Origin of the sequence: Microcoleus sp. PH2017_09_SFU_O_A, from assembly GCF_020738625.1 — a bacterium.
Lineage (GTDB): Bacteria > Cyanobacteriota > Cyanobacteriia > Cyanobacteriales > Microcoleaceae > Microcoleus.
The window spans coordinates 1-13,167 of sequence record NZ_JAEQCF010000008.1 but is presented as its reverse complement, the minus strand read 5'-3'; the positions used below and the strand labels follow the sequence as shown (position 1 = coordinate 13,167).

The window sequence follows — 13,167 nt, the reverse complement described above, 5'->3', positions numbered from 1 at the left end:
TAACTAATAACTAATAACCGCTCCCCAATGCCCCATTCCCAATGCCCAATGCCCCATTCCCAATTCCCAATTCCCGATTATAAATACAACTATGGTTTCCAGCACAAATCGCTTTTCCGACATTCAAAATCATTGGGCAAAAATATTCATTGATGGCTTAGTAGAAAGGGCCGTAATCAGCGGTTTTCCCGATCGCACTTTTCGCCCCAACAGCAACCTCACCCGGGCCCAATTCGCCGCCATAGTCAGCAAAGCCTTTCCCGTACCCGACAAACGGCCCTACATACCCTTTATCGACGTTCCCGCCACCCACTGGGCCGCCACAGCCATTCAAGCAGCATATAAAAGAGGATTTATCTCCGGCTATCCCGACAACCTGTTTAAACCCGAAAGCCTGATTACCAGGGCCGAAGCATTAGTTGCCTTAGTCAGCGGCATATTTGGGTCAAACGCTGTACCGACAAGCAATCTGGTTCTATCAAACATCTACCAAGACAGCACAGAAATTCCTAATTATGCCAAAAAGGCGATCGTCATAGCCACCCAATCCGAAATAGTCGTCAACGCCCCCAACTTAAACCTATTAAATCCCGCCGGAAACGCCACCAGAGCCGATGTAGTCGCCTGGGTTTATCAAGCATTAGTATATCTCAAAAGAGCGCCGCAAATATACAATCAATATATTATAGTTCTCAGTAAAGTTCCCAGGCCGCAAGTTTACGTCAACCACCAGCGAGAATTTCGCGGAGTTTGGATAACATCCGTGTGGAATATTGACTGGCCATTCAGCAACAAACTCTCAACAGAACAGCAAAAAGCCGAACTCCTGAAAATCCTGGACAGGCTGCAAGAAATGAATTTCAATGCAATTATCCTCCAAATTCGAGCTGCGGGCGACGCCCTTTACGCCTCAGAATTAGAACCTTGGAGTGCGTGGCTGACAGGAACTCAAGGAAAGCCACCGCAACCTTACTATGACCCTTTAATATTTGCCGTTACAGAAAGCCACAAACGCAACATCGAAGTTCACGCTTGGTTCAATCCGTACCGCGCCAAAGTTTCCACTCAAACCCCTCCCAACGTCCGCCCTCACATCTCAGTTACCAATCCCGAATGCGTTTATCCGTGGGGCGACGACTTGTGGATGGATCCGGGAATTGATTTAGTTTTAGACAAGACTTACAACGTAATTTTAGATGTAGTTAAGCGCTACGATATAGACGGCGTTCACTTCGACGATTATTTCTATCCCTATCCCATTGACGGTCAAGAATTTCCCGACAGCAAGATTTACAATAGTTATATTTCTAGAGGCGGCCAAATGAGTTTAGGAGACTGGCGCCGCGAAAATGTCAACAAATTAGTTAGAAGACTCGGACAAGGAATTAAAACAGTCAAACCCAACGTAAAATTCGGCATCAGTCCCTTCGGTATTTATCGACCCGGACAACCACCACAAAGTCGCGGTTTAGACGCCTACGAAACACTCTATGCCGACGCCAAAAAATGGTTAGAATCAGGTTGGGTAGATTATCTAAATCCTCAACTTTACTGGCGCATCGATCAAACAGCTCAAAGCTATCCAATGTTGCTGGAATGGTGGCTAGAAAACAACCCCCAAAACCGACATATTTATGTAGGAAACAACTTAGGAAGACTTGACGGCAACAAGTGGACTGTGCAGGAAATAAACAATCAAATTGAGATTACGCGCAACTCTAAAGACAGCTTAGCTTTAGGCAATGTTTTCTTCAGCATGAAAGCATTTAGCGACAACCGCCAGCAAATCTACGATAATTTTAAATCCACTACATACGCGCAACCCGCACTCGTTCCCGCGATGCCTTGGCAAAATGGAAAGCCGCCTGCCCCTCCAGTATCAGTGGTAGTACAAAAAGTGGGGAATAGCAATGTTTTGCAGTGGAAAAATCCCGTCGATAAAAACATCCGTTCTTGGACGCTTTATCAAAAGAATGGTGATAGCTGGAAACTCATCAAAATCATCAATGCAGACACCGTACAAGTAACGGTAGGAACGGGAATTTATGCTTTGTGTGCGGTTAGCATAATGGCCGTAGAAAGTGTCGGAGTTTTCATAGAAATCTGAGGATAAAACATAAAAATATTCCTGATATCAATTCCGGTTACATCGGGATGATATAAACGGAGGAAACGGCACTGCCGTTTCCCTACCTCGATTAATTGCAGGGAAACGGCAGTGCGGTTTCCTCATTGTGGGTAATATAATTCAATACCGTTTACTTAAGACCGCCCTGGGGTAAAACCCTATGAAAAATAGATACTCTTGTTTGCTTCGTTCCTCGCAATGACAATCTTAAGTAAACCGTATTGATCTATATGTAGCGTATTCGAGGTTTGTGAAGTGTAGGGACACTCCGAGAGCCCATAGGTGTCAACTTAAGGTCAAATCCAGTCAGAGATTGCTGTTTGACTATTAAATCTAGATCCCCCCTAGCCCTCCTTAAGAAGTAGGGTGGTTTTATTGTCAGGATAGGAAATATAAAACTACCAAAAGTATCGCTCAAATGTCGGCTCGCGTTTGGGCCAAGGTACGTAGTTGCGCTTTTAGCGCTCTTTCCTAATATTATAAGGAGCGCTGAAGCGCAACTACGTACCTAATTTGTCTGAGGACAATAAAACCGCCCTACCTAGCCCCCCTTAAGAAGGGGGGGGACAAGAACGTACTCAAAGTCCCCCTTCTTAAGGGGGATTTAGGGGGATCTGGACTCAGGTAAAAACGACATTTATCAAGGCTTTCAGGCTTAAGTTGACACGCCTTGGGCAGTGCCGTGTCCCTACGGGGAGCGAGTGTACTTCATAAATGTGGAATTTGCTGTATGTTGCCAAACTTGCGGACAAGTTGAATAGAGACAGATCCAGCGATCGTTCAACTTTTTGAGCTACTTTAAAATCATCCCAAACATAAACTGAATATAGTTCTTCAGCGGAGCATCACTTTTGCTCAGTTTCATTTGCAACAAAGCACCTTCCCAACTATTTAAACAAAACTCTGCTAAGTCTTGAGCCTTTTGGTTTTTGGAGATTTCACCCGCAGTTTGGGCAGCTTCAATGCACTCAGCAAACTGATCTCGCCAGCGATCCGTAGCTTCTTGCAACCGCAGGCGAAAGCGATCGTTTTGATCGGCCATTTCTTGGCTGAGATTGCCAAACAAACAGCCTTCTCGGTATTGCAGAGTTTCAAATTCCTCTAACTTAAAGGTAAAATAATGCTTCAGCCGATTCAGAGGAGTGAGATTGATATCACCTAAATACTGTTCGACAATGCGATCGTGCATTTGGGAATCGTACTCGATGATTGCCAAACCGAATTCTTCTTTGCTACTGAAGAAGTGATAGAAAGAGCCTTTCGGAACCCCTACCGCTTGCAAAACTTCCTGAATTCCGGCGTGATTGTATCCTTTTTCCACAATGATTCGTCGCCCTGCTTTAATCAGAGCAAGTTTGGTATCTTCTTTGATGGCAACTTTTCCACTCATAAACAATGTTACTAGACCAGTCGTCTCGCTCGACGTTTTGAGATTAGCCTAATTTTGATGATTTTGTCAAGAAGGAGGGGCTTTAGTCATGGTATTAAAAAAACAATAATTTCAGGTGATGTAAGATAAAGTTCGATCGCAAACTCTCCCTATCCAAACATGAGCGCCACCGCACCAAAGCCCGCCTCAATGTGGAGTCCCCTAGCCCAGCCCGTATTTCGGGCCCTCTGGCTGGCCTCGGGAGTTTCCAGCATCGGCACCTGGATGCACGACGTAGGGGCATCCTGGCTGATGACATCCCTATCCCCGTCGCCCCTGCTAATTGCCATGATGCAAGCAGCATCCAGCTTGCCATTTTTCATGCTAGCGCTACCTGCCGGCGCGATCGCCGATGTAGTTGACAGACGCCGCCTGCTATTATTCACCCAAGGCTGGATGCTTGTCGCCGCCGCACTTTTGGGAATTCTCACCGTTGCCAACCTCACAACTCCCTGGATACTCCTAACATTAACCTTTGTGATGAGCATCGGCAGCGCGGTAAATATGCCAGTCTGGCAAGCAATTACCCCCGAATTAGTTGCCAAAGAACAACTGCCGTCAGCCGTAACATTGACCGGAATTGTCATCAATTTATCGCGATCCGTAGGCCCCGCTTTAGCAGGAATTATCATCGCATCCGCCGGAACAGGCTTCGTCTTTTTGCTGAATGCAGCTTCCTTTATCGGAGTCATTCTAGTCATTTATACGTGGCAGAGAAAGCCCCAAGAAACAGCTTTACCCGCAGAAAGATTTATCGGCGCAATGCAAGCCGGAATCCGCTACGTGCGCTATTCTCCACCTTTTCAAGCAGTCCTGATCCGCGCTGGGGCATATATTTTCTTTGCCAGCGCTTTGTTTGCCATGCTGCCACTTTTGGGTCGCCGAGAATTAGGTTTAGATGCTTTTAGATACGGGATAATTCTCGGTTTTTGGGGAATCGGTGGGTTAGCCGGAGCATTTATTTTGCCCAAAATCCGGCAGCGAATTTCCACTGATTTGTCGGTAGCTGCGGCATCAGCGGTGTTTGGCACAATGATGCTGGTATTGAGTTATACGCGCAATTTCTACGCAGTTTGTGCAGCGATGCTGGTAGTGGGATTGTCGTCTTTGACAGTGATGGTAAGTTTGAATGTAGCTGCTCAAACAGCCGTTCCTACATGGGTGCGGGCGAGAGCTTTAGCGACATATTTGTTAGTGTTTCAGGGAAGCATGACTTTAGGTAGTTTACTGTGGGGAACCATTGCCCAGCAAGCAGGAATTTCTGTTAGTTTACAGATTGCAGCAGTTGGAGCGATCGCAACTACAGCCCTCGCCACACGCTACCGTCTCAGATGTGCAGAAAAAATGGATTTAACATCTTCCTTACACTGGCAGCAGCCCGCCCATTCTTTTGAGCCAAGTCCCAACGACGGCCCGGTATTAATTACTTTAGAATACTGCATCGATCCGGCCGATGCAAATAGTTTCCAACAAGCAATGGAAGCAGTCAGCCGCACTCGCCGGCGCGACGGGGCGATTCAGTGGGGATTGTATCAAGATTTATCCCATCCCAGCCGATTTGTAGAAACGATAATTGTCGAATCTTGGGCAGAGCACAAACGCCAATTCGAGCGAGTCACAAATGCCGATCGCGCGATCGAAGAAACAGCCCGCGCTTTTCACATCGGAGACACCCCCCCCAAAGTTTCCCAAATGATTTACGGCAATCCTGACAATAGATAAATTCTAGAGACAACCAACTGACTAATAACTAATGACTGCTGACTAATCCTAATAAATTCTTCCTTCCGACAGAAGACTTTTGGCCTGCAAATACGATATCGTGTTGCCAATATTTTGATGTTGAGGAGAAAAAAACTGTGGTTCCCTTACGCGATGACAATCCCACCAGTATCACTCCCTACGTTACCTTCGGACTGATTGCTGCCAACGTATTAGTGTTTTTGTACGAACTCAGTTTGGGCGATCGCCAATTAACGCAATTTTTCTACTCTTGGGCGGTCGTTCCTTGCCAGTTAAGCAATATGTGTCGGGTGTCTCTGCCAGTTTCGCCATTTCCCGAATGGACGACACTAATTAGCTCGCAATTCCTGCACGCAGGCTTTCTCCACATTGCCGGAAATATGTTATTTTTGTGGATTTTTGGTAACAACGTAGAAGACCGTTTAGGACACGTAAAATATTTAATATTTTACCTTACTTGCGGCGTTTTAGCATCACTAACTCAGTGGTATTTTTCCTCATCATCGGCTATTCCTTCCCTGGGCGCTAGCGGCGCGATCGCAGGCGTGATGGGCGCATACATTCTCAGATATCCCCAAGCCAAAGTTCTTACTTTACTACCTCTGGGCATTTTTATTACTACAGTCAGAGTTCCCGCTTTCTTCTTTCTCGGATTTTGGTTTGCACAGCAAGCATTGAGCGGTTTAGCTTCCTTGAATGCGCCGGCAAGTGTGGGCATGGAATCCGGGGGAGTTGCCTATTGGGCTCATGCCGGCGGCTTTGTTTTTGGCGCGATTCTCGGCCCTTTATTGGGACTTTTTTCTGATGAAAATCAGATTTAGATAAGATGGCGGTTGAAACCGCGTCTATACAAAGAAAGTCCGCCTCCGCGGACTGAAGAAAATAATGTAATTTCAACTGCCCGCTGTTCTACTCTTCAACCCACGGAGGTGGGTTTTGTTTGTATAGAGGCGGTTTCAACCGCGAGCGTCTTCTATCTATTCCTAGATAAACGTGAAGTCAAATCCCGAAAGAGAAGAAACTCCTGTTACACCATTTAACTTCGCCAAAATGCGAGAATCGTTGCCGGCGAGGTTGTTGCCATTGCCGTCATAAATGATGTAAGTATTGCCGCCGGAATCGTAGGCAAACAAGAATGCACTTCCTCCTAGAATATTTGCAGAAACAGTTGTCTGCACGTTCAGCAGAACTAGGGTGCCACTATTGAGATTCCCGAATCCGGGGGCAAAGTTAAACTGATCGGCGATCGGCACACCGAGACCGGTAAAATCAGTAATCACATCGTATCCGCCTGCGGCGATCGCAGCATTGATGGCCGCCGAAGAAGCCGCATCAAAGGCCAGCCCGCCATCCGCAGGACTGGTATAGCGGAATTGATTGCTACCACCGCCACCCGTCATGGTATCTGCACCCAGGCCGCCTACGAGCACGTCGTTATCCAAACCGCCGTTCATCGTATCGTTGCCGCCTTGGCCGTCAACAGTATCTGCCCCTGCAAAACCGTTCAAATTGTCCGGCAAAGAACCACCAACCAATTTGTTAGGCCCGCTATCAGCCGCCAAGATGGAAACGGCGATCGTACCTGTGCCCGGAATTGTCCCGAATCCGTCGCTGACGCTGTAGGTGAAAGTAGTTGTACCCGCTACGTTGCCGGGGATGAACTGCACCTGAGTGCCGAGATTCACAGCTATGCCCAGTTTTGGCGTGCCGACATTGATAATGCTGAGTGGCCCTTTCTGCGGGCTGGAATCGTTGGCGAGTACGTCGATGAATGTCGGCAGCAAATTATTCGTATTCGTAAATACGATGCCGTCATCGCCAAGCACCGGCGGCAAGCTAGTCGGAAGGGTTGACGATGTATTGAAAGAGTTGATGTTAATCGCAACTGAGGCTGCCGCCGTGCCACCTTGATCGTCCGCTACGCTGTAGCTGAAGGAACCGGCTGACCCGATTACATCAGTTTTAGGTTGGAATTGCAGGCCGAGTAATTCCTGAACTGTCAGTTTTTGGTTCAGGGCGATCGGAGTTGTACCGACAACTACTTGACCGAAATTCGGATTGGGCACTCCGATTACTCCGATCGACAATGGTTGGCCCTCTGGATCTGTCGGCTGCGAAATACTTAGAGACAGAGGCGAATTCTGCAAAGCTGTCAGCGTTTTACCAGTTTCGACGATCGGCAGTTCGTTAGGAGTCGGAGTGGTAAAACTCGGCGGAACTGGCCCACCACCGAAAGGCGGAGGAGTTGGGGTTGTCGCAGTTGGAGTCGGGACAATAGAAGGACTCGGACTCGGAGTTGTCCCCGGTGATGGAGTCGGACTCGGAACCTGTGTCGGTAATGTCCCCGGCGACGGAGTTGGACTCGGATTTGTCCCCGGTGATGGCGATGGAGTCGGACTCGGACTTGTCCCCGGAGTCGGACTTGTTGCCGGAGTCGGACTTGTTGCCGGAGTCGGACTTGTTGCCGGAGTCGGACTTGTTGCCGGAGTCGGACTCGTTGCCGGAGTCGGACTCGTTGCCGGAGTTGGACTTGTTGCCGGAGTCGGACTTGTTGCCGGAGTCGGACTTGTTGCCGGAGTTGGACTTGTTGCCGGAGTTGGAGAAGCAGTTGTCCCCGTCGGTGGCGGTGTCGTAACAGGTTTTGTCCCCGTTGAGGGTGTCGGGGAAGCCGTTGTCCCCGTTGGTGTCGGGGAAGCCGTTGTCCCCGTCGGAGTTGGAGAAGCCGTTGTCCCCGTCGGAGTTGGAGAAGGACTTGTCCCCCTCGGTGTCGGAGAAACACTTGTTCCCTGAATAGTAAAGGGATTATCTTCTACGCGCGGTATTCGAGCCGTAGTGAACCTAGATTCATCTAGCGAACCAGGCCGCACATCAACCAACACCGCCAAAAATTCGCCAGTTTGCTTGTCCTGAATAATCGTGTTGCTAGAATTCGAGCCTTGACCCTGGAAGATGTTTAACTGTGTAAAGTTCAGACCTCCAGCCAAGCCGATCGAATCTCCTGCCTTAAAATCTCTGATTAAATCAGCATCACCGATCTCGCGGCCGCCAGTAGTCAGAAACCCGCTACTAGAAACCGACGTACCCACCCTACCGAGAACAAAGATATCCGAACCCTCGCCTCCTGTCAGAGTATCAGACCCGCGATCGCCCGTCAGAATATCATCCCCAGCATCTCCAGATAGAGCATCATTGCCATCTCCTCCAAATAGCAGGTCATCACCCTCGCCACCCTCACCAGTATCGTTACCAACACCGCCGCTGATGACATCCCCACCGTCGGCGCCCAAAAGAATATCATTGCCCGCAGCGCCGATCAGGCAGTCATTGCCCGTGTCGCCAAAAACAGTGTCACTGCCCTTGTCGCCAAAAATCAGGTCGTCTTCCGCACCTCCGCGCAGACAGTCATTGCCTTTACCGCCGTACAGCGTATCGTTGCCTTCCGAACCCAAGACAACATCGTTGCCCTGGTCGCCAAAAGCTGCATCGTTGCCCTGGTCGCCAGAAACCAAGTCATCGCCTTTGCCGCCCCGCACGGTGTCATTACTGCGTCCGCCTTCAACGATATCTTTACCAGCGCCACCATTGAGAGAATCGTTACCGTCTTCGCCCCTGATGATATCGTCCCCGTCCCGACCCAGAATCGTGTCGTCCCCGTCGCGCCCGGAAATCGTGTCGTTGAACAAGCTGCCGATTAAATAGTTATTCCCGTCATTGGCGACAACTACACCATCGACAAACAGCGGCTGTGGGGGAGGCGTGGGTACAGTCGGAGTTGGTCGAGGCACCGGTACGATCGAAATCCCCGGGCCTGTCCCCATCATCGTCGGAGTTGTCCCCGTCATCGACGGAGTTGTCCCCGTCATCGTCGGAGTTGTCCCCGCCATCGACGGAGTTGTCCCCGTCATCGACGGAGAAGTCCCCGTCATCGACGGAGAAGTCCCCGTCATCGACGGAGTTGTCCCCGTCATCGACGGAGAAGTCCCCGTCATCGACGGAGTTGTCCCCGGCGACGGCGTAGGAGTGGTCTCCGGTATAATAATTACTGGTACTGCACTGGGCATTTTTCGGACTCCTTGCGACGCTACTCAAAAACGACTAGATAAACTTAAAGTCAGAGGCAGTAATGACGGTGCTAAGAGCTCCCGGCACTGTAGGAATAGAATTCAACACTGCCAAATCGAAAGCTGGGAGACTGTCGTCTGCCACATTCGGGTCAAAGCCAAGAACATACTGGTTAAAAGTATTGTTCAGGTACACGAAGAAAGCTCCAGTTTTGCTCGAACCGTTTTGATTCTTCAACACTGCATTGATTGCTTGAGCGTTGTCAAATTTAGATTCAAACAAAATTACTTCTTGCTTGCTGATGTTGTCGCCGCCACTGCCGATATTCCTGACGATAAAACTGGTGAAATCGTTAGTAGTTCCCGAGTTTGTTAAACCTGCGAAATTTGACGACCTGAACAAGAATCTGTCGGTGCCGGTGCCATTAGCATTAAAGTCAGTAATGATATCTACACCTTCACTCGGAGTTTCGTAGTAGAAGAAATCATTACCAGCATCGCCGGTGAGCAAGTCAGAACCGTTCCCGCCGCCCAAAATATCATTGCCCGCACCGCCGGAAAGCGAGTCATTGTCATCGCCACCCAATACCAAGTCGTTGCCGAAGGCGCCGCTGAGACAGTCGCTACCGGCGCCGCCGTCTACAGTGTCGTCGCCCGCTTCGCCCAACAGGGAGTCGCCGCCGCCCTCGCCTAATATGTAGTCGTTGCCCGCACCTCCGAGTCCGGTGTCGCTGCCTTCTCCACCTAAAATGGTGTCTTCGCTATCGCCGCCGGAGATCGAATCGTTATTGATACCGCCATCGAGCAAGTCTCTGCCGATGCTGCCATCGAGGATGTCGTCGCCGGCACCGCCCTCGATCGAGTCATCGCCAATTCCACCCAATAATGTGTCGGTGCCGCTGCCTCCAAGTATCGAGTCCTCGCCGGCTTCTCCCAATATCGAATCATTCCCAGCGCCGCCGTCAATGGTGTCGCCGTTGTCACCGCCCGAGATGATGTCATTGTCATTGCCGCCGAACATCAAATCGTTGCCCAGTCCGCCAACTAGCGAATCTATGCCATCTTCGCCATCGATGGTGTCGTTGCCCAGTCCGCCGTCGAGGTTGTCGTTGCCGATCGAACCCAGCAGCGAGTCATTGCCTGCATCACCGAATGCAAAGTCGTCGCCGCCCCTGCCGTCGATGATGTCGTCCCCGGCACCGCCTGAGATGGTATCGTTGCCTGCCCCGCCGATGATGTAGTCGCTGATGTTGCTGCCTGTAAAGCTGCTGGCAGGAAGTGCGGTGCGATCGACAATATTATCTACCACCGTAATGCTGAAGGATGCCGGCCCGATCTTTGAAGACCCGTCGGAGGCTGTAAACGTGAAACTGTCGCTGCCACCTCCTGCTAACAAGTTGTATTTGACAATGTTGTTGTTGACATCGTCTTGGCTAAATTTGCCGCCCACGTTGAGAAATGTGGTGCCCCTTTGCACAAAACCTCTGGTAGCGTCGGGGGCTTTAGTAATCGTGTAAACAATTTCCGATGGAGGGTTGTCGGGATCTGTCACCAACAAATCGGCGGCGGTGATTGTCTGAGTCGGAGCACTTTTGGCAACCACCACACCATCGTTAATAACTAGCTGTGGGGGGTTGCTGACGTTGATAGTTACTGTTGCCTGAGCAGTGCCGCGGTTGCCGTCTGAGATCGAGTAGCTGAAGCTGTCAGAACCAGAGAAGCCAGCATTTGGGGTGTATTGGAAGTCGCCGCCGCCCAAGGGAGTCAGAGTTCCTTTGGCTGTTGGGGTAAAAGTCGTAACCGTCAAAGGGTTCTTGTCTGCATCGGTGTCGTTCAACAGAACGTTGAAAGTGAGACCTTGACCTGAAACCGTAGTGAAGTTGTCGTTAACTGCGACTGGAAGCTGATTGACAGGTGTCGGACTCGGACTTCCTGTCGGCGTCGGACTTCCTGTCGGTGTCGGGCTTCCTGTCGGCGTCGGCGTTGGACTCGGACTTGCCGTCGGCGTGGGGAAGATTGGCCTCGGACTCGGCGTCGGAGTGTCTGTGGGAGTCGGAGTGTCTGTGGGTGTGGGAGTCGGACTCGGTGTCGGAGTTGGTGTGGGAGTCGGACTTGCCGTCGGTGTGGGAGTCGGCGTCGGACTCGGAGTCGGCGTCGGAGCTGGTAGTGGGGTGGCGCTGCCTGGAACTATGGGGGCAATTACAAATGAGCTGCGTCCCAAGGTTCTGCTGTCTACTCCGGGCAATACTGCTAAAAAGTCGCCGCTGACGCCGTTGCGAATAATGGTGCTGCCGGCTTTGCTGTCGGTGCTTTGGAAGATTACCAAATCTTCAAACTTGAGGTCGCCGCTCAGCCCGATCGCATCTTCACCTTGGCGAAAGTCTGTGAAAATATCAGCATCGGCGATATCCGGGCCGCCTGTGGTGAGAAATGCTGGGTTAGTGCCGTTGCTGCTGCTGCCACCGGGGGTACTGAAGGTACCGATAACGAAGACATCTCTCCCTTCGCCTCCTGCTACTATGTCTTTGCCTGCTTCGCCCCAAAGAATATCGTTGCCAGCACCACCGTCCACGATGTCGTCCCCAGCACCGCCGAACACGATGTCATCGCCGTCACCTGCAAAAATGGTATCCGCGCCGCCATTGCCGTAGAGCCAGTCGCCTCCTTCGTTGCCAAATAGCAAGTCTTCGCCTTCGCCACCGAAGAGCGAGTCATTACCTTGATCGCCCCAGAGAACGTCATCGCCGCGATCGCCCAAAAAGCTGTCGTCGCCCAACCCACCGCGCAAGCTGTCGCTGCCTTTGCCGCCGTAAGTCGTATCTTTGCCTTCGCCTCCAATTACCGTATCGTTGCCGTCATTGCCGTACAACAAATCGGGGTTATTTCCCCCGTCGAGGGAATCGCTGCCTTTGCCTCCGTACAGGGTATCGAGTCCTGAACCGCCGTCGAGCACGTCGTTGCCGGGGCCACCAAACAATACGTCCTCATCATCATTGCCAAAAACTAAATCATCGCCACTAGATCCTTGCAGGTTGTCGTTGCCTTGCAGCCCGGAAATCACGTCGGGGCCGGGACTGCCAACTAACGAGTCGTTGGTTTCTGTTCCCCGAAGTACGCCCCCGATGATTGAGGGTACGGTACCTTTTCCTCCGCCCAATGTGTCGTCTATGCCGCCCAATGTGTCGTCGGAAGGCCTTGGCGTCGTCGGTGTCGGCGTCGTCGGTGTCGGCGTCGTCGGTGTCGGCGTCGTCGGTGTTGGTGTCGTCGGCGTTGGCGTTGTCTCCGGCGTTGGCGTTGGCGTTGGCTCAACTATAATAATTGGTACTGCACTGGGCATTATTTTGGCTCCTTATCAAAGACGATCCCGATTAACTTTAAGAAGTGATTAGTATCAGCTTGTTGCCACAAATCTGGCCTAAAATTGATTATTGACACTCCCCGGTCTGAAGACGCGGGGATTCTTAAGGACAAACTTTGGGGGATGAATCCGCCCAAAGTTTAATTCTTAAAGGGTTAGTCAGTAACCCGCTACCCACTCGCTCAACTATTGAGTCTATGGCTACTTTTGATTTCCTAATGATGTTTGCCGCACCGTTAACATCTGCATTCAGAATTGATTTCTGAGCAGAACGGTATAAACCTAGTTTAATTCTTTTACCAGACGGTTGCCAATTGTCGGGTTTTTCACCAACTTTCACTGGCAGTACGTCTCGATCCAAGAAGCTAGCTTTTGAGGTGTAGGATTCGTCTTGCTCTACAAATCTCCATCCTCTGAGAGCGCACTCTTGTTGTAGTCTATCTTTGAC

The 13,167-nt window shown here is 50.5% G+C and carries 6 protein-coding genes and 1 pseudogene; 3 read left to right on the top strand and 4 right to left on the bottom strand.

Annotated elements, in window-relative coordinates:
* The first annotated feature begins 91 nt into the window (after positions 1 to 91).
* Positions 92 to 2,107: a family 10 glycosylhydrolase gene (locus tag JGK16_RS05555; protein ID WP_293189861.1), complete on the top strand. Its 2,016-nt coding sequence runs from the start codon at positions 92 to 94 to the stop codon at positions 2,105 to 2,107.
* Positions 2,108 to 2,921: 814 nt separating this feature from the next.
* Here JGK16_RS05555 and JGK16_RS05550 read toward each other — a convergent pair.
* Entirely contained in the window at positions 2,922 to 3,518 is a 597-nt protein-coding gene (locus JGK16_RS05550) for a TetR/AcrR family transcriptional regulator (RefSeq protein ID WP_293189863.1), read from the bottom strand.
* Between the two features lie 159 nt (positions 3,519 to 3,677).
* On the opposite strand from JGK16_RS05550, the gene JGK16_RS05545 reads away from it, so the two are divergent.
* Positions 3,678 to 5,279: an MFS transporter gene (locus JGK16_RS05545; protein WP_293189865.1), complete on the top strand. Its 1,602-nt coding sequence runs from the start codon at positions 3,678 to 3,680 to the stop codon at positions 5,277 to 5,279.
* Positions 5,280 to 5,416: 137 nt separating this feature from the next.
* Positions 5,417 to 6,121, top strand: coding sequence for a rhomboid family intramembrane serine protease (locus tag JGK16_RS05540; protein ID WP_293189867.1), 705 nt, complete (start codon positions 5,417 to 5,419; stop codon positions 6,119 to 6,121).
* A 162-nt stretch (positions 6,122 to 6,283) separates the two neighbouring features.
* Here JGK16_RS05540 and JGK16_RS05535 read toward each other — a convergent pair whose 3' ends face one another.
* The 3 genes and pseudogenes from JGK16_RS05535 to JGK16_RS05525 form a co-directional block, all read right to left on the bottom strand.
* Positions 6,284 to 9,361, bottom strand: coding sequence for a calcium-binding protein (locus tag JGK16_RS05535; protein WP_293189869.1), 3,078 nt, complete (start codon positions 9,359 to 9,361; stop codon positions 6,284 to 6,286).
* Between the two features lie 34 nt (positions 9,362 to 9,395).
* The gene (locus JGK16_RS05530) at positions 9,396 to 12,698 is read right to left on the bottom strand and encodes an Ig-like domain-containing protein (protein WP_293184075.1); all 3,303 of its coding nucleotides are present in this window, start codon (positions 12,696 to 12,698) and stop codon (positions 9,396 to 9,398) included.
* Between the two features lie 124 nt (positions 12,699 to 12,822).
* Positions 12,823 to 13,167, bottom strand: a pseudogene (locus JGK16_RS05525) (RNA-guided endonuclease TnpB family protein); the annotation flags it as partial.